Genomic DNA, 25,205 nt, shown 5'->3' with positions numbered 1-25,205 from the left:
ATTTTGTGTATGACATCTATCTTTAACCTGAACGACGACGGTTACGAGGCGGACCGCTGCGACGCGGGCCATTGCCAGTGCGCGGACGCGCCAGGCGCAGCGGCTTAGGCAAGTCTGTCATCAGTGCATCTGGGTTGTACTTACTGACCGGAATGGAGTGACCGGTGTAGGTCTCAATTGCCGGAAGGTTCAGCGCGTATTCTTCACATGCCAGGCTAATGGAGTGACCGCTGGCGCCCGCACGACCGGTACGGCCGATACGGTGGACGTAATCTTCACAGTCGTCCGGCAGGTCAAAGTTAAAGACGTGCGTTACGGCCGGAATATGCAGACCACGTGCAGCAACGTCGGTTGCGACCAGAATGTCGATATCGCCACGGGTGAACTCTTCAAGGATCCGCAGACGTTTTTTCTGCGCGACATCGCCGGTTAACAGGCCAACACGATGACCGTCCGCCGCCAGATGACCCCAGATATCTTCGCAGCGATGCTTGGTGTTCGCGAAAATAATGGCACGATCTGGCCACTCTTCTTCCAGAAGCGTCTGCAACAAGCGCATCTTTTCTTCGTTGGAAGGATAGAACAGCTCTTCTTTAATACGGTGACCCGTTTTCTGCTCCGGCTCGACTTCAACATATTCGGCGTTGTTCATTTGTTCAAACGCCAGTTCGCGGACACGGTAAGAAAGGGTTGCGGAGAACAGCATGTTCAGGCGCTGATTGGTCGGCGGCATACGGCGGAACAGCCAGCGGATATCTTTAATAAAGCCGAGATCGTACATGCGATCGGCTTCATCCAGCACGACCACCTGAATCGCGCCAAGGTTAATGTGATTCTGTTTGGCGTAATCGATAAGACGACCGGTGGTGCCGATCAGAATGTCGACGCCGCTTTCCAGCACTTTCAGCTGCTTATCGTAGCCATCGCCGCCGTACGCCAGACCGAGCTTCAGGCCAGTGGCCTCGGCCAGCGGTTCTGCATCAGCGTGAATCTGTACTGCCAGCTCACGCGTCGGAGCCATGATCAGCGCGCGCGGTTGGTTGACCTGGCGGTCATCTTTAGCCGGGTGAGTGAGAAGATAATGAAACGTTGACGTCAGGAACGCCATCGTTTTTCCGGTACCGGTTTGCGCCTGCCCGGCGACATCACGACCTTCCAGCGTTAGCGGGAGAGCGAGTGCCTGAATGGGCGTACAATTATGAAACCCTTTCTTTTCAAGGGCTTCAATCACTGCCGGGTGCAGGGCGAAGTCGGAAAACTTCTGTTCTGTTAAATGTGTTTTGCTCATAGTGTGGTAGAATATCAGCTAACTATTGCATTAAGAAAGCGTATCCGTTGAAATAACGTCAACCTTTCGTTGGCTATACGCGAAATGACTTAAGGTGCATCTACGGCAACCTAATGAATCCTCGAAAGCTTAGACTACTCAGCGAGCCGAGGAGGATTATTCTACCGGAAACGGTTTGAAGGCGGTTGGCCCTGGCTCCGGTGAGACGACGTCCATGAGGGATCGAATCGCACAGGCGTCAGTAAAAGAGGCATCCTGAAGAATAACGTGTATAACGTAGCATCGGCACGTCGTTGATGTCTGCGACACCAACACACCAGGCTTATTCCTGTGGAGTTATATATGAGCGATAAAATTATTCACCTGACTGACGACAGTTTTGACACGGACGTACTCAAGGCTGACGGGCTAACCCTCGTCGATTTCTGGGCAGAGTGGTGCGGTCCGTGCAAAATGATCGCCCCGATTCTGGATGAGATCGCTGAAGAGTATCAGGGCAAACTGACCGTAGCTAAACTGAACATCGATCAGAACCCGGGTACTGCGCCGAAATACGGCATTCGCGGCATCCCGACTCTGCTGCTGTTTAAGAACGGCGAAGTCGCGGCAACCAAGGTTGGCGCGCTGTCTAAAGGCCAGCTGAAAGACTTCCTCGACGCCAACCTGGCGTAAGCAGTTTGCCATTCCGGCGTCCGGGTTCCTATTTTTAGCGGAACTCTGGACGCCCGGCTAGAGTCGTGCTAAGTTAACTTCAGACTTCGTTTTAAACATACCTTTATTGTTTGAATCTTGTTTTACCCGAAGCATCCCGCAGAAAATGCGCGAGAGGCTACAAATTCCGGGCTTATCACTCATTCCGTTTGTCGTTCCAGCTCTGCGTTCTTTCCTGTGACCAGGCAACGTACAGGCACGAGATGAAGGCCGCTAACAGGCATGGATGTTCCTGCCATACCATTCACAACATTAAGTTCGAGTTTTACCCCGAGTTTAAGAACCCACACCATTATGAATCTTACCGAATTAAAGAATACGCCGGTTTCTGAGCTGATTACTCTCGGCGAAAATATGGGGCTGGAAAACCTGGCCCGTATGCGTAAGCAGGATATTATTTTTGCCATCCTCAAGCAGCATTCGAAGAGTGGCGAAGATATCTTTGGCGATGGCGTACTGGAGATACTGCAGGACGGATTTGGTTTCCTCCGCTCCGCAGACAGCTCCTACCTCGCCGGTCCCGATGACATCTACGTATCCCCAAGCCAAATCCGCCGTTTCAACCTTCGCACTGGTGACACCATTTCCGGTAAGATTCGTCCTCCTAAAGAGGGTGAGCGTTACTTTGCGCTGCTGAAAGTTAACGAAGTTAACTACGACAAGCCGGAAAACGCGCGTAATAAGATCCTGTTCGAGAACTTAACGCCGCTGCACGCGAACTCACGTCTGCGTATGGAGCGTGGTAACGGTTCTACCGAAGACTTAACCGCTCGTGTACTGGATCTGGCCTCGCCGATCGGTCGCGGCCAGCGTGGCCTGATTGTTGCGCCACCGAAAGCCGGTAAAACCATGCTGCTGCAGAATATCGCGCAGAGCATCGCTTACAACCATCCTGACTGCGTACTGATGGTGCTGCTGATCGACGAACGTCCGGAAGAAGTGACCGAGATGCAGCGTCTGGTTAAAGGTGAAGTGGTTGCTTCCACCTTTGACGAACCGGCATCCCGTCACGTTCAGGTTGCTGAGATGGTTATCGAGAAGGCGAAACGCCTGGTTGAGCATAAGAAAGACGTTATTATTCTGCTCGACTCCATTACCCGTCTGGCTCGCGCCTATAACACCGTCGTACCGGCTTCCGGCAAAGTGCTGACCGGTGGTGTGGACGCTAACGCCCTGCATCGTCCGAAGCGCTTCTTCGGTGCAGCACGTAACGTTGAAGAGGGCGGAAGCCTGACCATCATCGCGACGGCGCTGATCGATACCGGTTCCAAAATGGACGAAGTTATCTACGAAGAGTTTAAAGGCACCGGTAACATGGAGCTGCACCTCTCCCGTAAGATCGCAGAAAAACGCGTCTTCCCGGCTATCGACTACAACCGTTCCGGTACCCGTAAAGAAGAGCTGCTCACCACTCAGGAAGAGCTGCAGAAGATGTGGATCCTGCGCAAAATTATCCATCCGATGGGTGAGATTGATGCAATGGAATTCCTCATCAACAAACTGGCGATGACCAAAACTAACGATGACTTCTTTGATATGATGAAGCGCTCGTAAGTTAAAAAAAGCCAAAAAACGCCACGCAATCGCGTGGCGTTTTGTTTTTGGGGTTTGTATGATCCAGAAAGGGAAAAGCAGGCAGGGATTATCGTATGATTAGCGCACCAATCCAGGCAAAGACAACTTTAACAGACTAAAATCTATACAATAAATTTGTAATGTTCTGCTTTACCCCTTCAGGAGTTGAGACATCGTCGTTATACTTCCCGGATTAACCATGCTGAGAGCACATGTGTTGTGAATTTACTCACTGCTATTACTGAATTAATCAGTATTTTCTTATTCACTACCCTTTTTATATTTGTTGCTCGTAAAGCGGCAAAAAAAGTCGGGTTAGTGGATAAACCTAACTATCGAAAACGGCACCAGGGTTTGGTTCCGTTAGTGGGTGGCATCTCAGTTTACGCTGGCATTTGTTTTACTTTTGCCATCGCCGATTATTACATTCCCCATGCGTCCTTATATCTGGCGTGTGCAGGCATCCTCGTGCTGGTCGGCGCGCTGGACGATCGGTTTGATATCAGTGTAAAAATACGCGCGGTTATTCAGGCCGCCATTGCCGTCGTTATGATGACGGCAGGAAACCTGCACCTGAGTAGTCTGGGCTTCATTTTTGGCTCGTGGGAGCTGGTCCTCGGCCCCTTTGGTTTCTTCCTCACCCTTTTTGCCGTCTGGGCTGCGATTAACGCCTTTAATATGGTGGATGGCATCGACGGTCTGCTCGGCGGCCTGTCATCGGTCTCCTTTGCGGCAACCGGCATTATTTTGTGGTTCGACGGTCAGTACAGCCTGGCAATGTGGTGTTTTGCGATGATTGCCGCCATTCTGCCCTATATTTTACTTAACCTCGGCGCGCTTGGCCGGCGTTATAAAGTCTTTATGGGTGATGCCGGTAGCACCATGATTGGCTTCACCATTATCTGGATTCTGCTGGAAACGACCCAGGGTAAAACGCATCCCATTAGCCCGGTGACGGCGCTGTGGATTATTGCCATTCCGCTGATGGATATGGTGGCGATTATGTATCGCCGTCTGCGCAAAGGCATGAGCCCGTTCTCTCCGGACCGCCAGCACATTCATCATTTGATCATGCGTGCCGGGTTTACTTCCCGGCAGGCGTTTGTCCTGATTACTCTGGCGGCGGCGTTGCTGGCGCTGGTGGGCGTTGCGGCAGAATATACCCGTATCGTTCCTGAATGGGTGATGTTAATACTCTTTTTGTTGGCCTTTTTCCTTTATGGCTACTGCATTAAACGCGCATGGAAAGTGGCGCGACTGGTTAAGCGCATCAGACGCAGAATACGGCGACACAGCGGCAATAATCCAAAATTAACCAAGTAGAACTGGGGACGTGATGACTCAACCATTACCGGGAGCACAAGCAGTGAACGTTGAGAATGAGCTGGATATTCGCGGGCTGTTTCGCGCCTTATGGGCAGGAAAAATTTGGATAGCCGGTATGGCCGTGCTATTTGCGCTGATTGTTCTGGTATACGCCTTCTTTGCTCGCCAGGAGTGGAGTGCGACTGCAATTACCGATCGGCCAACTGTGAATATGCTGGGCGGTTACTATTCCCAACAGCAGTTCTTACGCAATCTGGATATTAAAGCCAATCTCGTTCCGGTCGACCAGCCATCGGCGATGGATCAAGCTTATAAAGAGTTCATCATGCAGCAGGGGTCCTGGGATACCCGCCGCGATTTTTGGTTGCAAACTGATTATTACAAGCAGCGCATGTCGGGCAATGCCCGCGCGGACGCTGCGATGCTGGATGAACTGATTAACAATATTCAGTTCATGCCGGGCGACCCGGTCAAAAATGTTAACGACAGCGTCAAGCTGACGGCTGAGACCGCGCCGGATGCCAATAATTTGCTGCGTCAGTACGTGGCTTTCGCCAGCCAGCGTGCGGCAGGCCATCTCAACGATGAGCTGAAAGGCGCCTGGGCGGCCCGTACCGTTCAGATGAAGGCTCAGGTGAAACGCCAGGAAGAGGTGGCTCGCGAAATTTTCAACCGTCGCACCCACAGCGTGGAAGAGGCGTTGAAAGTGGCTCAGCAGCACAACATCTCCCGCAGTGAAACGGATGTCCCGGCCGACCAGCTGCCGGATTCCGAACTGTTCTTACTCGGCAGGCCAATGCTGCAGGCGCGGCTGGAAAATCTGCAGGCGGTGGGGCCGGAATACGATCTCGACTATGACCAAAGCCGTGCCATGCTGAATACGCTCAACGTTGGCCCGACGCTAGATCCGCGTTTTCAGACTTACCGGTATTTGCGTACGCCGGAAGAACCTGTAAAACGCGATAGCCCGCGGCGCGTATTTCTGATGGTGATGTGGGGGATCGTGGGCGCGCTCATCGGCGCAGGCGTGGCGTTATCGCGACGCAGGGTCCAGTGAATGCGGCCTGTGATGAAGGGAAAACGGACTTCATCACCTAATCGAAGAGAATCGATGTGAAAGTATTAACGGTATTTGGCACCAGACCCGAAGCCATCAAAATGGCACCTCTGGTTCATGCGCTGGCAAAAGATCCTCATTTTGAGGCGAAGGTTTGCGTAACCGCGCAGCATCGGGAGATGCTTGACCAGGTGTTGAAACTTTTTTCTATTGTTCCGGATTACGACCTCAATATTATGCAGCCAGGCCAGGGCCTGACGGAGATTACCTGCCGCATCCTGGAGGGGCTGAAGCCGGTCCTGGAATCGTTTAAACCGGACGTTGTCCTGGTGCATGGTGATACGACGACGACGATGGCTGCCAGCCTGGCCGCTTTCTACCAGCGTATCCCGGTTGGACACGTTGAAGCAGGGCTGCGGACCGGCGATTTGAGCTCGCCGTGGCCGGAAGAAGGCAACCGTACGCTGACCGGGCATCTGGCGACGTACCATTTTGCGCCGACGGAAACCTCACGGCAGAATTTGCTGCGGGAAAATATCGCGGATGGTCAGATAACGGTCACCGGCAACACGGTTATCGATGCGCTGTTCTGGGTTCGCGATCGGGTGCTGGGCGATGAGGCACTACGTACCACGCTGATGCAGCGTTATCCCTTCCTGGCGAACGGCAAGAAGATGATTTTAGTTACTGGCCACCGCCGGGAAAGCTTTGGCCGCGGGTTTGAGCAAATTTGTCACGCGCTGGCGGAAATTGCCGCCGCCAACCCCGATGTCCAAATTGTGTATCCGGTACACCTGAATCCGAACGTCAGCGAGCCGGTGAATCGTATTCTCGGTCACGTTGATAACGTGATGTTGATTGAGCCACAGGATTACCTGCCGTTTGTCTGGTTGATGGATCGCGCATGGCTGATCCTCACCGACTCTGGCGGCATTCAGGAAGAAGCGCCATCGCTTGGAAAGCCGGTGCTGGTGATGCGTGAAATGACGGAGCGCCCGGAGGCAGTTTCTGCAGGCACCGTGCGCCTGGTCGGAACCGACAGCCAGCGTATCGTCGCTGAAGTCACGCACCTGCTGCAGGATGATGCTGCTTATCAGGCGATGAGCCGGGCGCATAATCCCTACGGCGATGGCCAGGCATGTAGCCGTATTTTGTCCGCACTTAAAAATAATCAGGTAACGCTATGAGTTTTTCTACCATTTCAGTGATTGGCCTTGGATATATTGGCCTGCCAACCGCTGCCGCGTTCGCCTCCCGGCAAAAGCGGGTGGTCGGCGTTGATATCAATCAACATGCCGTGGAGACCATTAACCGTGGCGAGATTCATATCGTAGAGCCGGATCTGGCGAGCGTGGTTAAAACGGCGGTCGAGCAGGGCTATTTGAGTGCCACTACCGTGCCGGTAGAGGCGGATGCGTATCTGATAGCCGTACCTACGCCATTCAAAGATCTGCATGAACCAGATATGGTCTTCGTTGAGTCGGCGGCAAAATCCATTGCACCTGTCCTGAAGAAAGGGGCGCTGGTGATTCTGGAGTCCACTTCTCCGGTAGGTTCTACGGAGCAAATGGCCGCCTGGCTTGCCGAAATGCGTCCGGACCTGAGCTTCCCACAGCAGGTTGGCGAAGCGGCGGATGTCAATATTGCCTATTGTCCCGAGCGCGTTCTGCCGGGGCAGGTGATGGTCGAGCTGATTAAAAACGATCGCGTTATCGGCGGCATGTCACCGGTTTGCTCCGCCCGTGCCAGCGAGCTGTACAAAATTTTCCTTGAAGGCGAATGCGTGGTGACCAACTCCCGCACCGCCGAGATGTGTAAGCTGACCGAAAACAGCTTCCGCGACGTTAATATCGCGTTTGCAAACGAACTGTCGCTGATCTGCGCCGAGCAGGAGATTAACGTCTGGGAGCTTATTCGTCTGGCGAATCGCCATCCGCGTGTGAATATTCTGCAGCCGGGGCCGGGAGTTGGCGGGCACTGTATCGCCGTCGACCCGTGGTTTATCGTGGCGCAAAACCCGCAGCAGGCGCGGCTGATTCGTACCGCCCGTGAAGTCAACGATCATAAGCCTGACTGGGTTATCAGTCAGGTCAAAGCCCAGGTGGCCGATTGTCTGGCTGCCAGTAATAAACGTGCCAGCGAGCTGAAAATCGCCTGCTTTGGCCTGGCTTTTAAGCCGAATATCGACGATCTGCGCGAAAGCCCGGCGATGTCTATCGCTATGCAAATCGCCCACTGGCACAGCGGTGAAACGCTAGTAGTGGAACCCAATATTCACCAGCTGCCGACGAAGCTTAACGGTCTGTGTACTCTGGCTTTGCTGGATGACGCACTGGCCAGCGCCGACGTGCTGGTGATGCTGGTTGATCATCACGAGTTTAAGGCCATTAGCGGCGACAGCGTAACGCAGGCCTATATTGTCGACACCAAAGGGGTGTGGCGGTGAATACGGTTCGGGTCACCGGCGTAAGCCTGCGCGTTATGTCAGCCTCTGGCCGTGACCAATCTAACCGGGACACCTTCCATGTCTCTTTATGCCAGCATTGAACCCCTGGAATGGGAAAATCGCTTCTTCGGCATCCAGAGCGCGATTGTCCGCTTTCACGATGACGCCCCGCCGTTGACGGCTCAGACGCTGGCCGGCTGGTCGCGTGTGCAAGCAAAAATCGCAGCGGATGATAGCGTGCGGCTGGATGGGCTACAGCAGCTGGGTTTCCAGCTCGTAGAAGGCGAAGTCGATCTGGCGCTGCCGGTTGGCCTGTCTGACAAGACGAGCTGCGAGGTGGCTACGACGGCAGAGATTCCGCGGCTGCGTGAACTGGCGGCACAGACCTTTACTCAAAGCCGCTTTCGCGCGCCCTGGTACGCCGCTGATGCCAGCGGTCATTTCTACGCCCAATGGATTGAAAACGCGGTGCGGGGAACGTTCGATAACCAGTGCCTGATTTTTCGCGCCGCCGATGGCGACATTCGCGCTTTTGTTTCGCTGCGCCAGCTCAATGATACGGATGCCCGAATCGGCCTGCTGGCCGGTCGTGGTGCCGGTGCTGAACTAATGCAGGCCGCACGGCACTGGGCCGAACGTCGCGGGCTATCTACACTGCGGGTGGCAACCCAGATGGGGAATACCGCCGCGCTTAAACGTTATATTCTCAGCGGTGCGAATGTGGAAAACACCGCGTACTGGTTATACAGGTGACATGATGATTCCATTTAACGCACCGCCGGTGGTGGGAACCGAGCTTGATTATATGCAATCCGCGATGGACAGCGGCAAACTGTGCGGCGACGGCGGGTATACCCGACGATGCCAGCAGTGGATGGAGCAGCGTTTCGGAACCGCCAAAGCACTCCTGACGCCTTCCTGTACCGCGTCGCTGGAGATGGCGGCCCTGTTGCTGGATATCCAGCCGGGCGATGAAGTGATAATGCCGAGCTATACCTTCGTCTCCACCGCCAACGCTTTTGTCCTGCGCGGTGCCAAAATCGTCTTTGTCGATATTCGTCGCGATACGATGAACATCGATGAAACCAAAATTGAAGCGGCGATTAGCGATAAAACCCGGGCAATTGTACCGGTCCACTATGCCGGTGTAGCCTGCGAGATGGACACCATCATGGCTCTTGCCAGCAAATACAATCTGTTCGTGGTGGAAGATGCCGCGCAGGGCGTAATGTCGACCTATAAAGGGCGAGCGCTGGGCACTATTGGCCATATCGGCTGCTTCAGCTTTCATGAAACCAAAAACTATACCGCCGGCGGTGAAGGCGGGGCGACGCTGATTAACGATCGTAAGTTGATTGAGCGCGCGGAAATCATCCGTGAAAAAGGCACCAACCGCAGCCAGTTCTTTCGCGGGCTGGTGGATAAATATACCTGGCGCGATATCGGCTCCAGCTATCTGATGTCCGACCTGCAGGCGGCATATCTGTGGGCGCAACTGGAAGCGGCGGAACAGATTAACCAGCAGCGTCTAACGCTCTGGCAGCGTTATTACGATGCACTGCTGCCGCTGGCGCGGGCAGGACGTATCGATCTGCCGGCCATTCCTGCTGACTGCGGGCAGAACGCGCATATGTTTTATATTAAGCTGCGCGATATCGACGACCGCAGCAACCTGATTGCCTGGTTGAAAGAGGCGGAAATCCTGGCGGTGTTCCACTACATTCCGCTGCATAGCTGCCCGGCGGGCGAACACTTCGGTGAGTTCCGCGGTGACGATCGTTATACGACTCAGGAAAGCGAGCGCCTGCTGCGCCTGCCGCTGTTCTACAATCTGTCGTCAGCCAATCAGCGTACGGTGATTAATTCGCTGCTGAGCTATTTCTCCTGATATGTCTCTGGCTAAAGCTTCACTGTGGACCGCCGCGTCTACGCTGGTCAAAATTGGTGCCGGGCTGCTGGTGGTTAAACTGCTGGCGGTCTCCTTTGGACCGGCTGGGGTTGGTCAGGCCGGTAACTTTCGCCAGCTGGTAACCGTGCTGGGCGTGTTGGCCGGCGCGGGGATTTTCAACGGCGTCACCAAACTGGTTGCGCAGCATCATGACGATCGACAGCAGCTGAATAAAGTCGTCGGAACCTCCTCGACGATGGTGCTTGGCTTCTCAACGCTGCTGGCATTAATTTTTCTGCTGGCGGCGGCACCGATTAGCCAGGGGCTGTTTGGCCACACCCATTACCAGGGGCTGGTGCGCCTTGTGGCGCTGGTACAGATGGGGATTGCCTGGGCCAACCTGCTGCTGGCGTTGATGAAAGGTTTTCGCGATGCGGCGGGGAATGCCCTGTCGCTGATCGCTGGTAGCCTGATTGGTGTCGTGGCCTACTACGCTTGCTATCATTTCGCGGGCTATCAAGGGGCGCTGCTTGGGCTGGCGCTGGTGCCGGCGCTGGTCGTGGTCCCGGCGGCGATCGTACTTTGGCGGCGCGGGAGGATTCCGCTCAGCGCGCTGCGTCCGCGCTGGGATAACGGCCTGGCGGGGCAGCTCTCCAAGTTTACCCTGATGGCGTTGATTACCTCAGTGACGCTGCCGGTGGCCTACGTGATGATGCGTAACCTGCTGGCGGATCATTATGGCTGGGAAGCAGTAGGCATCTGGCAGGGTGTCAGCAGTATATCCGATGCCTATCTGCAGTTTATCACCGCATCATTTAGCGTGTACCTCCTGCCTACGCTCTCCCGATTGACGGCCAAAGCGGAGATTACCCGCGAGATCGGCAAGTCATTGAAATTTGTCCTTCCGGCGGTGGCGGCGGCAAGCTTGACGGTCTGGCTGCTGCGCGACTTTGCCATCTGGCTGCTGTTTTCTGAGCGCTTTACGGCAATGCGCGATCTGTTTGCCTGGCAACTGGTCGGCGACGTGCTGAAGGTCGGCGCCTATGTATATGGCTATCTGGTGATCGCAAAAGCGTCACTGCGTTTTTATATTCTGACGGAAATCAGCCAGTTCACGCTGTTGACCGCATTTTCGCACTGGCTTATCCCGGCGCATGGCGCGATTGGCGCAGCGCAGGCGTATATGGCTACTTATATTGTTTATTTCGCCCTTTGTAGTGGCGTGTTTTTACTCTGGCGTAAACGGGCATGACAGCACTGATACATGTACTGGGATCGGATATCCCGCACCACAACCAGACCGTTTTGCGGTTCTTTAACGACGAGCTGGCCGTTCATGACGAGCAGGCGCGTCGGTTTATGGTCGTCGGTGATGATACGGGAGTCGGCGAAACGTACCCGGCATTGTCGATCGCCTGCTATCGCGGGAAAAAATCCCTGGCGCAGGCGGTTATTGCTCTGGCAAAAGCCGATCGTCGTCAGCGGTTTTTCTTCCACGGCCAGTTTAATACCGGGCTGTGGCTGGCGCTGCTAAGCGGCGGGATTCGTCCGGGCCAGTTTAACTGGCATATCTGGGGCGCCGACCTGTATGAGAATTCGTCCAGCCTGAAGTTCCGCTTATTCTATCCGCTGCGGCGTCTGGCGCAGGGCCGGGTGGGGCGTGTTTTTGCCACTCGCGGCGATCTCAGCTGGTTTGCCCGTCGCCATCCGCGCGTGCCCGGCGAACTGCTCTATTTCCCGACGCGGATGGATCCGGCGCTCAATTCGCTGGCCGAGAGTGCCCCGCGCGCAGAGACGCTGACTCTGCTGGTGGGCAACTCGGGCGATCGCAGCAACGCGCATATTGCGGCGCTGCGTGCTATCCATCAGCAGTTTGGTGATACGGTCAATGTGATTGTGCCGATGGGGTATCCGGAAAATAATGCGGACTATATTCATGAGGTGCGTGAAGCAGGTTCTGCGTTATTCAGCGCGGAACACCTGCAGATCCTCAGCGAAAAGCTGGCGTTTCATGATTATCTCAACCTGCTGCGTCGCTGCGATTTGGGCTATTTCCTCTTCGCTCGCCAGCAGGGCATCGGGACATTATGTCTGTTGATTCAGGCGGGTATACCTTGCGTACTGAACCGGGAAAATCCGTTCTGGCAGGATATGACGGAGCAGAATATCCCGGTGCTGTTTACCGGTGATGCGCTGGATGTGGCCGTGGTACGTGAGGCTCAGCGCCAGCTGGCGAGCGTTGATAAGAACCAGATTGCTTTCTTCCGACCGAACTACCTGGCTGGCTGGCAGCGGGCATTGCAGATTGCCGCGGAGGTCAAAGCATGACATTAATGCAATTTTGCGGGCTGCTGGCTGTCTGGCTGCTGTCCACACTATTTATCGCCACCGCGACGTATTTTGAGTTTCGCCGCGTGCGCTTTAACTTCAATGTTTTCTTCTCATTGTTGTTTCTGCTGACTTTCTTCTTTGGCTTCCCGCTGACTAGTATTCTGGTGTTCCGCTTTGATGTCAGCGTTGCGCCGCCGGACGTGCTTTTACAAACCCTGCTGGTGTCGGTCTGTTTTTATGCGGTCTATTACGTGACCTATAAAACGCGTCTGCGTGCGGCAACGCATGACAGCCAGCGGCGCCCGTTATTCACCATGAATCGCGTGGAAGCCCATCTGACATGGGTCATTCTGCTGGGCGTGGCGCTGCTGTGCGTCGGGATCTTCTTCGCCCACAACGGCTTCCTGTTGTTTAAGCTCAACTCCTACAGTCAGATCTTCTCTGCTGAAGTCTCCGGTGTGGCCCTGAAGCGCTTTTTCTATTTCTTTATCCCGGCAATGCTGGTGGTCTATTTCCTGCGCCAGGATTATAAGGCGTGGATATTCTTCCTGATCAGCACAGTGGCGTTTGGGCTGCTGACCTATGCCATCGTCGGTGGAACCCGCGCAAATATTATTATCGCTTTCGCTATCTTCTTATTTATCGGCATTATTCGTGGCTGGATTAGCCTGTGGATGCTGGCGGCGGCTGGGGTGCTGGGCATTGTGGGGATGTTCTGGCTGGCGCTCAAGCGCTACGGTATGAACGTCAGCGGCGATGAGGCGTTTTATACCTTCCTGTACCTGACCCGCGATACGTTTTCGCCGTGGGAGAACCTGGCGCTGCTGTTGCAGAACTACGACAAGATCGCGTTCCAGGGGCTGGCGCCGATGATCAGGGATTTTTACGTCTTTATCCCCAGCTGGATGTGGCATGGACGGCCATCCATGGTGCTCAATACCGCGAACTATTTTACCTGGGAAGTGCTGAATAACCACTCCGGCCTGGCTATCTCGCCGACGCTGATTGGCTCGCTGGTGGTGATGGGCGGGGTCTGGTTTGTTCCGCTGGGCGCGGTGGCTGTCGGGCTTATTATTAAATGGTTTGACTGGCTGTACGAGCTCGGCAACCGGGAGAGTAACCGTTATAAAGCGGCTATTCTGCACAGTTTCTGTTTTGGCGCTATCTTCAACATGATAGTGCTGGCACGCGAAGGGCTGGACTCATTTGGCTCCCGCGTGGTGTTTTTCCTCGTGATCTTTGGTATCTGCTTACTGGCGGCGAAATTGCTGTACTGGTTCCTGGATAGCGCGGGACTGATTCACCGGCGGGCTAAACCGCTTTCGCAACCTCAGGTCAGATAAGGATGGACATGACTGAGACTATTTCTGCGCCGTTGTATCTGCTGAGAGGGTTACAACTCATTGGTTGGCGCAATATGCAGCACGCTCTGGATTATCTGTATGCGGACGGCGCTATCCGCCAGGGGACGCTGGTCGCTATCAATGCAGAGAAGATGCTGGCGGTTGAAGATAACCCGGAAGTTCGGGCACTGATTGAAGCCGCTGAGTTTAAATATGCCGATGGCATCAGCGTCGTTCGTTCATTACGCAAAAAATATCCGCAGGCGCAAGTTTCGCGCGTGGCGGGCGCCGATCTCTGGGAAGCGCTGATGGAACGTGCTGGCGCACAGGGGACTCCGGTCTTCCTGGTGGGCGGCAAACCGGAGGTCCTGGCCCAGACGGAGTCACAGCTGCGGGCACGCTGGAACGTCAATATTGTCGGCAGTCAGGATGGCTATTTCGCCGCTGATCAGCGCCAGGCGCTGTTTGAGCGTATTCGCGATAGCGGCGCAAAAATCGTCACCGTGGCGATGGGCTCGCCGCGTCAGGAGATTCTGATGCGCGACTGTCGGGAGGTTTACCCACAGGCGCTGTATATGGGCGTCGGCGGCACCTATGATGTTTTCACTGGCCATGTCCACCGGGCGCCAAAATTCTGGCAGGACCTCGGCCTGGAGTGGTTCTATCGTTTAATATCGCAGCCGAGTCGGATTAAAAGACAGCTGCGCCTGCTGCGATATTTACGTTGGTATTATACCGGTCAGCTCTAATATTCCACTGCAAATCGGCGAGTTTACGTACGTATTCTGTCTAATATATTAACTCGCCTGATACTTTGTTTGCCATTTCCTTAAAATTCATTAACCATTCGCATGCTTAATACGCGGCGGGCAGTTTATGCCGTCGTGCAGGCAAGGCCATATCCTTTCATTCATCCATAAAAATAACCGGTATATGTGCAAGACCATTCGCGGGCCGCGCTATGGCAAATTCGCCACTCCCGGCGGCATGAATCATCGTGTCGCGGGAATGAGTGAGGTCTGCCGTCAGTTGTGCCCGTTCGAAGGACGATGAACAAAAACCGGAAGCAGGGCAAACACAAAGAGGCTATATGACAGAGAAAAAAGCGGAACTTCAGCGCGGGCTGGAGGCCAGGCATATTGAGCTTATCGCCCTTGGCGGGACGATTGGCGTGGGGTTATTTATGGGCGCGGCCAGTACGCTGAAGTGGGCCGGACCTTCCGTCCTGCTGGCTTACATTATCGCCGGTTTATTTGTCTTCTTTATCATGCGTTCGATGGGCGAAATGCTGTTCCTCGAACCAGTAACCGGCTCGTTTGCCGTTTACGCTCACCGCTATATGAGCCCGTTTTTCGGCTACCTCACCGCCTGGTCATACTGGTTCATGTGGATGGCGGTCGGGATCTCGGAGATTACGGCTATCGGGGTGTATGTGCAGTTCTGGTTCCCGGAGATGGCACAGTGGATACCGGCGCTGATTGCCGTGGGGCTGGTTGCGCTGGCAAACCTGGCTGCGGTACGGCTGTATGGTGAAATCGAATTCTGGTTTGCGATGATTAAAGTCACCACCATTATTGTGATGATAGTGGTCGGGCTGGGTGTGATCTTCTTTGGTTTTGGCAACGGCGGGCACTCCATCGGATTCAGCAACCTGACTGAACACGGTGGCTTCTTTGCCGGGGGCTGGAAGGGGTTTCTGACGGCGCTGTGTATCGTCGTGGCTTCCTATCAGGGCGTTGAACTTATCGGCATCACCGCCGGCGAAGCGAAGAACCCGCAGGTCACGCTGCGCAGTGCGGTGGGCAAGGTCCTGTGGCGTATCCTGATTTTTTATGTGGGCGCTATTTTCGTGATTGTCACGATTTTCCCGTGGAATCAGATTGGCTCCGACGGCAGTCCGTTTGTCCTGACCTTTGCGAAAATCGGTATTACCGCTGCGGCGGGTATTATCAACTTTGTGGTGCTGACGGCGGCGCTTTCCGGCTGTAATAGCGGGATGTACAGCTGCGGTCGTATGCTCTACGCACTGGCGCGGAATCGCCAGCTGCCGGCGGCTATCGCTAAAGTGTCACGCAACGGCGTCCCGGCCGTGGGCGTCGCGCTGTCGATTCTGATCCTGCTGATTGGGTCTTGCCTGAACTATATTATTCCTAACCCACAGCGGGTCTTTGTCTATGTCTACAGCGCCAGCGTGCTGCCGGGCATGGTGCCATGGTTTGTGATCCTGATTAGCCAGCTGCGTTTTCGCCGCGCGCATCGGGAAGCTATGGCCAGCCATCCATTCCGTTCACTGCTGTTCCCATGGGCTAACTACTTCACGATGGCGTTCCTGGTTTGTGTGCTAATCGGTATGGGCTTCAACGATGACACCCGAATGTCGCTGTTCGTCGGGATACTTTTCCTGGCGCTGGTGACGCTTATTTATAAGGTGTTTGGCCTCGGCCGCCGTGGAAATATCGATAAAACGGCGGAATAAACGCCAAAACGCACAAAGCGTGACCAAACAGAAATTTTATTTAAAAAGGCACTAGACAGCGGGGGGGGAAGTCCGTAATATCCGACCCCGCAACGGCGCTAAGCGCCCGTAGCTCAGCTGGATAGAGCGCTGCCCTCCGGAGGCAGAGGTCTCAGGTTCGAATCCTGTCGGGCGCACCATTTAACCCGGTGCTTGAGCTGCGGTGGACTGTTAAATTAACAGGGCCGCGTGAAAAGATTTGTAGTGGTGGCTATAGCTCAGTTGGTAGAGCCCTGGATTGTGATTCCAGTTGTCGTGGGTTCGAATCCCATTAGCCACCCCATTATTTGATAGAGTTGTGATTTGCGAAGGTGGCGGAATTGGTAGACGCGCTAGCTTCAGGTGTTAGTGTTCTTACGGACGTGGGGGTTCAAGTCCCCCCCCTCGCACCACGACTTTAAAGAATTGAACTAAAAATTCAAAAAGCAGTATATCGGCGAGTAGCGCAGCTTGGTAGCGCAACTGGTTTGGGACCAGTGGGTCGGAGGTTCGAATCCTCTCTCGCCGACCAATTTTGAACCCCGCTTCGGCGGGGTTTTTTGTTTTCTCTCATCGCCACAAATCATTCCTGTCTCCTTGATTTCCAAGATAAAAATTCACAGCTACGCGATATTCAAAAGCGTCATTTCTTGTCCGGAATACTCCCAATTCACCGTCGTGGCAGATGTCATTCCCACGGAACCTGTGCGATAATAGCCGGGTAGATGCTCATTCCATCTCTTATGTTCGCCTTCGGGCCTCATAAACTCAGGAATGATGCAGAGCCGTTTACGGTGCTTATCGTCCACTGACAGATGTCGCGTTTACGCACAATCTTCAGGCCGCTTCAACGCCGCCTGCGAGATACAGCGTATCGTCTCATCAAACACCATGGACATAACGTTGAGTGAAGCACCCAATTTGTTGTCAAACAGACCTGTTTTAACGCCTGCCCTGATTTCAGCGCAGGCGTTTTTTTATGTCTGGAAGTCAGGAACAGATTCAGAGAAGTGCGCTATCGCCCCAGGAAGAGGCGATAGCGGAACGGCAGGTTATGACTGAGGATTATTCTGGAGCGTTAACAGCAGGCCATCACGGCGCATTAGCGCTGCTTCTTCCGGCTGATGCATGCGGTCAAGCGTATCGGCCAGCCAGGCATAATCAAAAGCATCCGGACGCTGCTTCAGCGCGGCGCGGAATGCAATGCTGGCTTCCTGCCATTCGCCGTGGCGCATCAGGGATTGCCCCAGCGTGCTCCACAGTAAAGGACGGTCGCCGACGGATTTAATCTGCTGACGTAGTACTTTTTCCAGCTGCTCCGGATTATTAGTCTTCAGGCGCGGAATAAGCATGACCAGCCGGTCGTCATACTGCTTTTTCAGACTGTCGATAATAATCTGCTGTGCGGTATCGTGATCGTCGCTTTCGATGAGCAGATTGGCCATCGCCACCTGCAACGCCACCTGCCCGCGAGTTTTGCGGTTCTGATTTTTCCACCACTCGCGCAGCCCGTCGCTACCCCGATCGGCAAGGGTTTGACTCATCAAGCCAATCCACGCCTGCTGTTCCAGCGCGGCACGGTGCTCTTCATCGCTGACGTTGGCTTTTGCCATTGACGGGATGATATCCAGCAGCGAATTCCACGCGCCGGTGCGGGTATAGGCCTGCTCAGCCAGGCGCAGAACTTCCGGATGCCGTGGGGTAATTTCCAGCAGCTTGTCAATGCCGTGGCGGGCCGCATGGTTTTCATTACGGGCCAGCTGCAGGCGCACGCGCGCGATCTCGACCGGAATCAAATCATCTCCGGCCAGTTCCGTTGCGCGTTCCAGATGCTGATTCGCCCGTGCTTCATCACCGCGTTGCTGGGCCGCTTCCGCAGCCAGCAGGTAGTTCACTACCGGCTGCTCCGCGTGATCGGCGTTCTTCGCCATCAGCTTTTCAACCTGTTGATAGTCACCTTCCGCCAGCTTCAGCAATGCCTGTTCGGTTTGTTTACGCGCGCGACGACGCTTGCGGCCTACGAACCAGCCGCGGGTGTGGGCGCCGGTACGGAAAATACGGCGGAACAGCCATTCGATCGCAAACAGCACCACCATCGTGAGGATCATAATGATCGCCAGCCCGGTGACGCTGGTTTCGATGTTGTAGTTATCGGTCTGGATCAGAACATAACCCTGGTGCCCGGAGATAATCGGGCCGACAACGATCCCGGCGATCAGCAGTGCGAAGAGTAAGAGAATTTTCAGCATGCGTTACTCTCCTTGTGGCGCAGGTGCAGGGACAGGCGCTGTGGTTGCGGGAGCCTGAGCACTGCTCTGGGTGACGGCGGGCTGCGCCATCAGGTTGCGTACTCGCGTTTGCATCAGCTTCTCGAGAATGGCCTGGCTTTGCAGATTTTCCGGCACGCTCATCGTGATGGTCTGCTGGCTCAGCTTATCGATATCGTCAAGGAAAGCCTTGGTTGTGGCATCTTCCGTGTCGTAATACGCGCGAACCCAGGTGGAGACGTTATCCAGCGCCTGTTTGTAAGTCTCTTCCTGATGGCGAGGTACCGCCTGTGCGGCAACCAGCAAACGGGAGCGAATATTTTCGCGCAGGTAGATATCCTGGTTTGGTGCCAGCAGCGGGACGGCTGTTTCGTCGCGGCGACGGATGGTGATAAAGCTGTCCATGAAGCTCTGCCAGCTCTTTTGCAGATTTACGCGCCATTCGCCAATAGAGCTGGACAGCTCTTCGCTGTCGGAATCCATCGGGGAGTCGTCGTTGTTGTTGTCGGCCAGGCGCAGATTATCGATCTGGTTAGCGAGCTGGTTTACTTTCAGGATAATACCGTCGTAGTCGACCTGGCTGACTGCCGACAGAGACGTGATATCGTCGGTAATGGCGCGGCGGGCGCTAATCAGACTGGGATCGTTCATATCGGCGAGGCTGGCATCCGCGCTTTTCAGCAGCGCTGCGGCGGTGGTGACGTCCTGATCGCTCCACAGCTTACGCCCGGCCGCCTTGACCAGAAAGTCGGCCTGCGCCAGCAGCCAGGTTTTAGCATCGCTGCCGGAAATGACGGCGACTTTTTGCTGCACCTCTTCCAGCTGCTTCGCCAGCGTTTCCTGCTGATGCTTCGCCTCGGTTAGCTGGTCTGCCTGCTGTTTAATCACGCCTTCGAGTTCATTTTTTTGGCTTTCTTGCGCTTTTTGCAGCTCTGCGACCCGATCGGCAAGCGCCGTGCTGGTCGCGTTCTGTCGTGACACTTGCTGTTTATTCAATCCAAACAGGCCAACGCCAGCGGCGAGGGCAATGGCGATAGCAACCGCACTCAGAACGAGGCTGGTTTTATTACCGCCGTTTTTCTTTCCGGTATTCTCTGGCTGTGGCGCCTTGTCCACGGCCTCCCTGGTCTCTTCAACCACGGCGGATTGGTTTTGTTGTTCCGTCATTATGGCTTCCAATGTTGAGAGTTATTGTAATGCGCGTAGCAGCGCATCGTTGTCGGCGCTATCGGCAACCTGGATATCCTGCCAGCCCAATTCGCGGGCCTGCTGGGCCAGGCGTTCACTGACAACTAAAATGCGACAGCGAAGGAGCCACCGTTCGCGATACCACTGGGGTATCAGCGCCCAAAGCTGTTGCAGCATCTCGCCGCTGGTGACAACCAGCGTGGTGACGCCGCGGGACTGCCAGCGCATTGCTTCTTCTGCGCCATCGTAATGCTTCGCACTACGTTGATAGCATTCACAAAAAGTGACGTCGGCGCCGCGCTCACGGAGCGTTTCGCCTAATAATTCCCGCCCGCCGTTACCGCGAAGAAGGAGGGCTTTCTTCCCGGCAATGTTTTGTAATTCAGGTAATTGTAGCAAGACTTCGCTAATTTCCCGATCTAATGGGTAGCGAATGTTCTGGCCGCTGACCGTATGCAGGGCCAGCGCCGTGGTGCGGCCAATGGCAAAGTAGTCGGGAGCCTGAGGCCAGCGTTGGCCCACCTGACGCAGACGAGCATGGGCAAACTCCACCGCGTGCTGCGAGAGTGCAAATAAGAGATCGCCTGCGGATAAGGCCGCAAGTTGGCCGCTTAACGCGTGCAGTTCGCGCCCGGGAGTAAACTCAATGAGTGGAAAACTCCAGGCCACCTGTCCCAGCGCGCGCAGGCGGCTGACCAGCTCTTCACTCTGGGGCAGCGGACGGGTGACCAGGATACTCATCGAGGCGCTTCTCCTGCATAAACTGCGGCAAGGATCTCGCGGGCGCCGTTATCCAGCAGCTCTTCCGCCAGGGATACGCCGAGGCGTTCGGCATCTTCCGGCAGACCGCGTCGTTCTCCGTGTACCACCTGCGAGCCGTCCGGTGCGCCGACCAGCGCGCGCAGCCACAGCTCGCCGTTAATCAATTCAGCGTAGCTACCGATTGGAACCTGGCAGCCGCCTTCCAGGCGGGTATTCATCGCCCGTTCTGCGCGGACCCGAATGGCGGTCTCGTCGTGATTGAGCGGCGCCAGCAGCGTCTGCGTCCAGCTATCGTCCAGGCGACATTCAATACCGACCGCGCCCTGGCCGACGGCGGGCAGCGACTGCTCCGGCGTTAACGGCTGACGAATGCGCGCTTCCAGCCCCAGGCGTTTCAGCCCGGCGGCGGCGAGGATAATGGCGTCATATTCACCGCTATCAAGTTTACCGAGGCGGGTCCCCACGTTACCGCGCAGAGAGCGGATCACCAGGTCCGGGCGTCGGGCTGCCAGCTGGCACTGACGGCGTAAACTTGAAGTGCCAACGACGCTGCCGTGCGGCAGTGCATCGATTGACGCGTAGTGATTAGAGACGAAGGCATCGCGCGGATCTTCGCGCTCGCAAATCGTGACCAGCCCCAGTCCCTCGGGAAACTCGACGGGAACATCTTTCATGGAATGCACGGCGATATCCGCGCGACCTTCCATAATGGCCAGTTCTAATTCTTTGACAAACAAGCCCTTGCCACCCACTTTTGCCAGTGGAGTATCAAGGAGCACGTCGCCGCGAGTGACCATTGGCACCAGTTCCACCACCAGCCCTGGATGACAGGACTCGAGGCGATCTTTCACATAATGCGCCTGCCATAGCGCAAGTGGACTTTGCCGTGTGGCAATTCTCAAAACTTTGTCTAACATGCTTGTTACCGTCATTGTCGACCACAAACTATCCTAACATTGTTGCCTTAGGGATGTTAGTTTTGTGGGATTAGGGGGGCGGCTCTCTCTTTATTTGCGTTTGGTGCCATTACGGTTGCCACAACCGTAGTGAGGAATTTACACACAGTAAACGGTGCTACACTTGTATGTAGCGCATCTTTCTTTACGGTCAATGAGCAAGGTGTTAGATTGATCACGTTTTAAACCATTTGTCCGTCAGCAGTTCATCACAACCACACCGACGACGAATGGTGACGGTTTTTGTTGAAATACTGAAATCCTCCGTACTATTGTACGACGGGTTTTTGAACATCAGGCGATATGTCTTGTACCTCTATATTGAGACACTGAAACAGAGACTGGATGCCATCAACCAACTGCGTGTCGATCGCGCGCTTGCTGCCATGGGACCCGCTTTCCAGCAGGTTTACAGTCTACTGCCGACATTACTACATTATCATCACCCGTTGATGCCGGGTTACCTTGACGGTAACGTTCCCCGAGGCATTTGCCTCTACACGCCTGATGAAACCCAACGCCACTATCTTGACGAGTTAGAACTGCACCGCGGCATGCTGACGCAGGAGCCGCCGAAAGGCGAACTGCCGATTACCGGTGTCTACTCGATGGGCAGCACCTCTTCCGTTGGCCAAAGCTGCTCCTCCGATCTTGATATCTGGGTATGCCATCAGGCATGGCTCGATACGGATGAGCGTCAACTTCTACAGCGCAAGTGCAGCCTGCTGGAAAGCTGGGCGGCATCGCTAGGCGTTGAGGTCAGCTTCTTCCTGATTGATGAAAACCGCTTCCGTCATAATGAGAGCGGCAGCCTGGGCGGCGAAGACTGCGGCTCTACGCAGCATATTTTGCTGCTGGATGAGTTCTACCGCACCGCCGTGCGCCTCGCCGGGAAACGTATTCTGTGGAATATGGTGCCGTGCGAGGAAGAAGAGCACTACGACGATTACGTCATGAGCCTTTATGCACAAGGCGTACTGACGCCCAACGAGTGGCTCGACCTGGGCGGCTTGAGCTCGCTGTCGGCGGAAGAATACTTCGGCGCCAGCCTGTGGCAGCTTTATAAAAGTATCGACTCGCCTTATAAAGCGGTGCTGAAAACCCTGCTGCTCGAAGCCTACTCCTGGGAGTATCCGAACAACCGCCTGCTGGCGAAAGACATTAAGCAGCGTCTGCATGACGGTGAAATTGTCTCGTTTGGCCTCGACCCTTATTGCATGATGCTGGAGCGCGTGACCGCCTATCTGCAGGCCATCGAAGACGATACCCGTCTCGATCTGGTACGTCGCTGCTTCTACCTGAAAGTGTGTGAAAAACTCAGTCGCGAACGCGCCTGCGTGGGCTGGCGTCGTGAAGTCGTGAGCCACCTGGTGAAAGAGTGGGGCTGGGATGAAAAGCGTCTGATGATGCTGGACAACCGGGCCAACTGGAAGATCGACGAAGTCCGCAAAGCGCATAACGAGCTGCTGGATGCGATGATGCAAAGCTATCGCAACCTGATCCGCTTTGCGCGCCGCAATAATCTGAGCGTATCTGCCAGTCCGCAGGATATCGGCGTCCTGACCCGTAAGCTGTATGCGGCTTTTGAAGCGCTACCGGGGAAAGTGACCCTGGTGAACCCACAAATCTCTCCGGATCTGTCCGAGCCGAATCTGACCTTTATCCACGTGCCGCCTGGCCGTGCCAACCGTACCGGCTGGTATGTCTATAACCGCGCACCGGATATGGAGTCGATCATCAGCCATCAGCCGCTGGAGTATAACCGTTATCTTAATAAGCTGGTGGCCTGGGCCTGGTTCAACGGCCTGCTGACATCGCGTACTCGCCTGTTTATTAAGGGCAACGGCATCGTTGATCTCGCTAAGCTGCAGGAGATGGTCGCCGATGTTTCGCACCATTTCCCGCTGCGTCTGCCGTCGCCAACGCCAAAAGCGCTGTATAGCCCCTGCGAAATTCGCCATCTGGCGATTATCGTCAACCTTGAATATGACCCGACGGCAGCGTTCCGTAATCAGGTGGTGCATTTTGATTTCCGTAAGCTGGATGTCTTCAGCTTCGGCGAAGAGCAGAAGTGCTTAATTGGCAGCGTTGATCTGCTGTATCGCAATTCGTGGAACGAAGTACGAACCCTGCACTTTAACGGCGAGCAGGCGATGATCGAAGCGCTGAAAACCATTCTCGGCAAAATGCATCAGGATGCCGCACCGCCGGATAGCGTTGAAGTGTTCTGCTATAGCCAGCATCTGCGTGGTTTAATTCGTACCCGCGTGCAGCAGATGGTGTCCGAGTGCATTGAGCTACGTCTCTCCAGTACCCGTCAGGATACCGGTCGCTTTAAGGCGCTGCGCGTCTCCGGGCAGACGTGGGGACTGTTCTTTGAACGTCTTAACGTCTCGGTGCAGAAACTGGAAAATGCGATTGAGTTCTACGGTGCCATTTCGCATAACAAGCTGCATGGCCTGTCGGTTCAGGTGGAAACCAACCATGTTAAGCTGCCGCAGGTGGTGGATGGGTTTGCCAGCGAAGGGATTATTCAGTTCTTCTTTGAAGATGCGGATAACGATAGCGGATTTAACATCTATATTCTCGACGAGAGCAACCGCGCAGAGGTTTATCATCACTGTGAGGGCAGTAAAGAGGAGCTGGTGCGTGACGTGAGTCGTTTTTACTCCTCGTCCCATGACCGCTTCACCTACGGCTCCAGTTTTATCAACTTCAACCTGCCGCAGTTCTACCAGATCGTCGATGTTGACGGCCGACTCCAGGTGATTCCATTCCGTAGTCAGGCGATCGGCACCCCTGCGACGTCGGTGAGCCAAGATACTGCCGTCTCACCGATGCTGCAGCAGCACTATTCCTGAGCACCGGTAACCCGGATGACGCGCGACGCGCCGGCATCCGGGAATAACCTTAACGGAAGCTGACGTCTTCGCCTGCCTGCTGCGTGGCCGCCTGCTCCAGCAGATCCCAGAAGGTTTCCCCGCTGCGATCGCACACCCACTCATCACCTTTAAGATCAAAATGGTAGCCGCCTTGTTTCGTGGCCAGCCACACCTGATGCAGCGGCTCCTGACGGTTGATGATAATTTTGCTGCCGTTCTCGAAACTGAGGGTCAGCACGCCGCCGTTGATCTCGCAGTCGATGTCGCTATCGCCGTCGCGGTCGTCCAGATGCTCTTCGATGGTCATCCACAGGCTATCAGCCAGGCGATGGAATTCACTGTCGTTCATGGTTCTACCCTGCTTTTTTAAAGATGGCGGCAGTATAGCGCGAAACAAAAGCGCGCGCAGTCGGATGCTAAACGCTTGCTTTTACGTCTTCTCCTGCGATGATAGAAAGCAGAAAGAGTGAATCACGGGCAACTATCAATGAAAAACGTTTTTCCAACGCTTGCCGTTTTATTGGCGATCTTCAGCCTGACTGGCTGTGGTCTGAAGGGACCGCTTTATTTCCCTCCGGCAGAAAAGACGGCGGCGCCTCCGACTAAACCGGTCGATAGCGGTATCCAGAGCTCGACGCCAGATCGTAACGATCGCGGTGATAGCGGCGGCCCGAGCCAGGTAAACTATTAA

Annotated in this window: 21 protein-coding genes and 4 tRNA genes; 19 read left to right on the top strand and 6 right to left on the bottom strand. The window is 55.0% G+C overall.

Annotated features, from left to right (window positions below):
* Positions 1–22: 22 nt before the first annotated feature.
* Positions 23–1,288: an ATP-dependent RNA helicase RhlB gene (gene rhlB, locus ACMYSK_RS18525; protein ID WP_434637622.1), complete on the bottom strand. Its 1,266-nt coding sequence runs from the start codon at positions 1,286–1,288 to the stop codon at positions 23–25.
* A gap of 342 nt (positions 1,289–1,630) precedes the next feature.
* On the opposite strand from rhlB, the gene trxA reads away from it, so the two are divergent.
* The 17 genes from trxA (at position 1,631) to ACMYSK_RS18440 (ending at position 16,991) form a co-directional block, all read left to right on the top strand.
* A complete protein-coding gene (gene trxA, locus ACMYSK_RS18520; RefSeq protein ID WP_004869525.1) occupies positions 1,631–1,960 on the top strand; it encodes a thioredoxin TrxA in 330 nt (109 codons plus the stop codon).
* A 333-nt stretch (positions 1,961–2,293) separates the two neighbouring features.
* Positions 2,294–3,553 (top strand): transcription termination factor Rho, encoded by a 1,260-nt coding sequence (gene rho / locus ACMYSK_RS18515; RefSeq protein WP_002883293.1) that lies wholly within the window; start codon positions 2,294–2,296, stop codon positions 3,551–3,553.
* Positions 3,554–3,793: 240 nt separating this feature from the next.
* Positions 3,794–4,897, top strand: coding sequence for a UDP-N-acetylglucosamine--undecaprenyl-phosphate N-acetylglucosaminephosphotransferase (gene wecA / locus ACMYSK_RS18510; protein WP_434637620.1), 1,104 nt, complete (start codon positions 3,794–3,796; stop codon positions 4,895–4,897).
* Positions 4,898–4,910: 13 nt separating this feature from the next.
* Complete coding sequence (gene wzzE / locus ACMYSK_RS18505) at positions 4,911–5,957, top strand: ECA polysaccharide chain length modulation protein (RefSeq protein ID WP_434637619.1); 1,047 nt, start codon at positions 4,911–4,913, stop codon at positions 5,955–5,957.
* Between the two features lie 56 nt (positions 5,958–6,013).
* Complete coding sequence (gene wecB / locus ACMYSK_RS18500) at positions 6,014–7,144, top strand: non-hydrolyzing UDP-N-acetylglucosamine 2-epimerase (RefSeq protein ID WP_434637618.1); 1,131 nt, start codon at positions 6,014–6,016, stop codon at positions 7,142–7,144.
* Positions 7,141–8,403: a UDP-N-acetyl-D-mannosamine dehydrogenase gene (gene wecC, locus ACMYSK_RS18495; RefSeq protein ID WP_434637616.1), complete on the top strand. Its 1,263-nt coding sequence runs from the start codon at positions 7,141–7,143 to the stop codon at positions 8,401–8,403. The genes wecB and wecC overlap by 4 nt, the downstream gene beginning before the upstream one ends.
* Positions 8,404–8,481: 78 nt before the next feature.
* Entirely contained in the window at positions 8,482–9,156 is a 675-nt protein-coding gene (rffC, locus tag ACMYSK_RS18490) for a dTDP-4-amino-4,6-dideoxy-D-galactose acyltransferase (RefSeq protein WP_434637614.1), read from the top strand.
* 4 nt (positions 9,157–9,160) lie between these two features.
* Positions 9,161–10,291 carry a dTDP-4-amino-4,6-dideoxygalactose transaminase gene (gene rffA / locus ACMYSK_RS18485; RefSeq protein ID WP_434644197.1) on the top strand — a complete coding sequence of 377 codons (1,131 nt, stop codon included), beginning with the start codon at positions 9,161–9,163 and terminating at the stop codon, positions 10,289–10,291.
* Position 10,292: 1 nt separating this feature from the next.
* On the top strand, positions 10,293–11,543 hold the full coding sequence (gene wzxE, locus ACMYSK_RS18480; protein ID WP_434637612.1) for a lipid III flippase WzxE: 1,251 nt from the start codon (positions 10,293–10,295) through the stop codon (positions 11,541–11,543).
* Positions 11,540–12,619, top strand: a complete 1,080-nt coding sequence (locus ACMYSK_RS18475) for a TDP-N-acetylfucosamine:lipid II N-acetylfucosaminyltransferase (protein ID WP_434637610.1) — start codon at positions 11,540–11,542, stop codon at positions 12,617–12,619. Before wzxE ends, ACMYSK_RS18475 begins: the two co-directional genes overlap by 4 nt.
* Positions 12,616–13,965: an ECA oligosaccharide polymerase gene (gene wzyE, locus ACMYSK_RS18470; RefSeq protein WP_434637608.1), complete on the top strand. Its 1,350-nt coding sequence runs from the start codon at positions 12,616–12,618 to the stop codon at positions 13,963–13,965. Before ACMYSK_RS18475 ends, wzyE begins: the two co-directional genes overlap by 4 nt.
* 8 nt (positions 13,966–13,973) lie before the next feature.
* Positions 13,974–14,714, top strand: coding sequence for a lipopolysaccharide N-acetylmannosaminouronosyltransferase (gene wecG / locus ACMYSK_RS18465; RefSeq protein WP_434637606.1), 741 nt, complete (start codon positions 13,974–13,976; stop codon positions 14,712–14,714).
* 341 nt (positions 14,715–15,055) lie between these two features.
* The gene (thrP, locus tag ACMYSK_RS18460) at positions 15,056–16,441 is read left to right on the top strand and encodes a bifunctional threonine/serine APC transporter ThrP (protein WP_434637604.1); all 1,386 of its coding nucleotides are present in this window, start codon (positions 15,056–15,058) and stop codon (positions 16,439–16,441) included.
* A gap of 102 nt (positions 16,442–16,543) precedes the next feature.
* Positions 16,544–16,620 (top strand) — tRNA-Arg (locus tag ACMYSK_RS18455).
* Between the two features lie 67 nt (positions 16,621–16,687).
* Positions 16,688–16,763 (top strand) — tRNA-His (locus ACMYSK_RS18450).
* 22 nt (positions 16,764–16,785) lie between these two features.
* Positions 16,786–16,872 (top strand) — tRNA-Leu (locus tag ACMYSK_RS18445).
* A 42-nt stretch (positions 16,873–16,914) separates the two neighbouring features.
* Positions 16,915–16,991: transfer RNA gene (locus ACMYSK_RS18440), tRNA-Pro, on the top strand.
* 520 nt (positions 16,992–17,511) lie between these two features.
* Here the strand turns inward: ACMYSK_RS18440 and hemY are convergent.
* The 4 genes from hemY to hemC are packed head-to-tail and all read right to left on the bottom strand — an operon-like array spanning position 17,512 to position 21,593.
* Positions 17,512–18,708 (bottom strand): protoheme IX biogenesis protein HemY, encoded by a 1,197-nt coding sequence (gene hemY, locus ACMYSK_RS18435; RefSeq protein ID WP_434637602.1) that lies wholly within the window; start codon positions 18,706–18,708, stop codon positions 17,512–17,514.
* A gap of 3 nt (positions 18,709–18,711) precedes the next feature.
* Positions 18,712–19,893 (bottom strand): uroporphyrinogen-III C-methyltransferase, encoded by a 1,182-nt coding sequence (gene hemX / locus ACMYSK_RS18430; RefSeq protein ID WP_434637600.1) that lies wholly within the window; start codon positions 19,891–19,893, stop codon positions 18,712–18,714.
* 21 nt (positions 19,894–19,914) lie between these two features.
* A complete protein-coding gene (gene hemD / locus ACMYSK_RS18425) occupies positions 19,915–20,655 on the bottom strand; it encodes a uroporphyrinogen-III synthase (RefSeq protein WP_434637599.1) in 741 nt (246 codons plus the stop codon).
* On the bottom strand, positions 20,652–21,593 hold the full coding sequence (hemC, locus tag ACMYSK_RS18420; protein ID WP_434637597.1) for a hydroxymethylbilane synthase: 942 nt from the start codon (positions 21,591–21,593) through the stop codon (positions 20,652–20,654). Before hemC ends, hemD begins: the two co-directional genes overlap by 4 nt.
* Before the next feature lie 347 nt (positions 21,594–21,940).
* Between hemC and cyaA the strand changes: the two genes are divergently transcribed.
* Positions 21,941–24,493: a class I adenylate cyclase gene (gene cyaA / locus ACMYSK_RS18415; RefSeq protein WP_434637595.1), complete on the top strand. Its 2,553-nt coding sequence runs from the start codon at positions 21,941–21,943 to the stop codon at positions 24,491–24,493.
* 49 nt (positions 24,494–24,542) lie between these two features.
* Here the strand turns inward: cyaA and cyaY are convergent, their stop codons facing one another.
* On the bottom strand, positions 24,543–24,863 hold the full coding sequence (gene cyaY / locus ACMYSK_RS18410; protein WP_434637593.1) for an iron donor protein CyaY: 321 nt from the start codon (positions 24,861–24,863) through the stop codon (positions 24,543–24,545).
* Between the two features lie 138 nt (positions 24,864–25,001).
* On the opposite strand from cyaY, the gene lptM reads away from it, so the two are divergent.
* The gene (lptM, locus tag ACMYSK_RS18405; protein ID WP_434637591.1) at positions 25,002–25,205 is read left to right on the top strand and encodes an LPS translocon maturation chaperone LptM; all 204 of its coding nucleotides are present in this window, start codon (positions 25,002–25,004) and stop codon (positions 25,203–25,205) included.

Source organism: Klebsiella sp. I138, from assembly GCF_051131765.1.
Lineage (GTDB): Bacteria > Pseudomonadota > Gammaproteobacteria > Enterobacterales > Enterobacteriaceae > Klebsiella.
This window is presented reverse-complemented; position numbering and strand designations above follow the sequence as displayed.

Excerpts from the sequence above, each read along its gene's own strand:
- rhlB (WP_434637622.1), bottom strand. The coding sequence starts at position 1,288 with ATGAGCAAAACACATTTAACAGAACAGAAGTTTTCCGACTTCGCCCTG.
- trxA (WP_004869525.1), top strand. The coding sequence starts at position 1,631 with ATGAGCGATAAAATTATTCACCTGACTGACGACAGTTTTGACACGGAC.
- rho (WP_002883293.1), top strand. The coding sequence starts at position 2,294 with ATGAATCTTACCGAATTAAAGAATACGCCGGTTTCTGAGCTGATTACT.
- wzzE (WP_434637619.1), top strand. The coding sequence starts at position 4,911 with ATGACTCAACCATTACCGGGAGCACAAGCAGTGAACGTTGAGAATGAG.
- wecC (WP_434637616.1), top strand. The coding sequence starts at position 7,141 with ATGAGTTTTTCTACCATTTCAGTGATTGGCCTTGGATATATTGGCCTG.
- rffC (WP_434637614.1), top strand. The coding sequence starts at position 8,482 with ATGTCTCTTTATGCCAGCATTGAACCCCTGGAATGGGAAAATCGCTTC.
- rffA (WP_434644197.1), top strand. The coding sequence starts at position 9,161 with ATGATTCCATTTAACGCACCGCCGGTGGTGGGAACCGAGCTTGATTAT.
- wzxE (WP_434637612.1), top strand. The coding sequence starts at position 10,293 with ATGTCTCTGGCTAAAGCTTCACTGTGGACCGCCGCGTCTACGCTGGTC.
- ACMYSK_RS18475 (WP_434637610.1), top strand. The coding sequence starts at position 11,540 with ATGACAGCACTGATACATGTACTGGGATCGGATATCCCGCACCACAAC.
- wzyE (WP_434637608.1), top strand. The coding sequence starts at position 12,616 with ATGACATTAATGCAATTTTGCGGGCTGCTGGCTGTCTGGCTGCTGTCC.
- wecG (WP_434637606.1), top strand. The coding sequence starts at position 13,974 with ATGACTGAGACTATTTCTGCGCCGTTGTATCTGCTGAGAGGGTTACAA.
- thrP (WP_434637604.1), top strand. The coding sequence starts at position 15,056 with ATGACAGAGAAAAAAGCGGAACTTCAGCGCGGGCTGGAGGCCAGGCAT.
- hemY (WP_434637602.1), bottom strand. The coding sequence starts at position 18,708 with ATGCTGAAAATTCTCTTACTCTTCGCACTGCTGATCGCCGGGATCGTT.
- hemX (WP_434637600.1), bottom strand. The coding sequence starts at position 19,893 with ATGACGGAACAACAAAACCAATCCGCCGTGGTTGAAGAGACCAGGGAG.
- hemD (WP_434637599.1), bottom strand. The coding sequence starts at position 20,655 with ATGAGTATCCTGGTCACCCGTCCGCTGCCCCAGAGTGAAGAGCTGGTC.
- hemC (WP_434637597.1), bottom strand. The coding sequence starts at position 21,593 with ATGTTAGACAAAGTTTTGAGAATTGCCACACGGCAAAGTCCACTTGCG.
- cyaY (WP_434637593.1), bottom strand. The coding sequence starts at position 24,863 with ATGAACGACAGTGAATTCCATCGCCTGGCTGATAGCCTGTGGATGACC.
- lptM (WP_434637591.1), top strand. The coding sequence starts at position 25,002 with ATGAAAAACGTTTTTCCAACGCTTGCCGTTTTATTGGCGATCTTCAGC.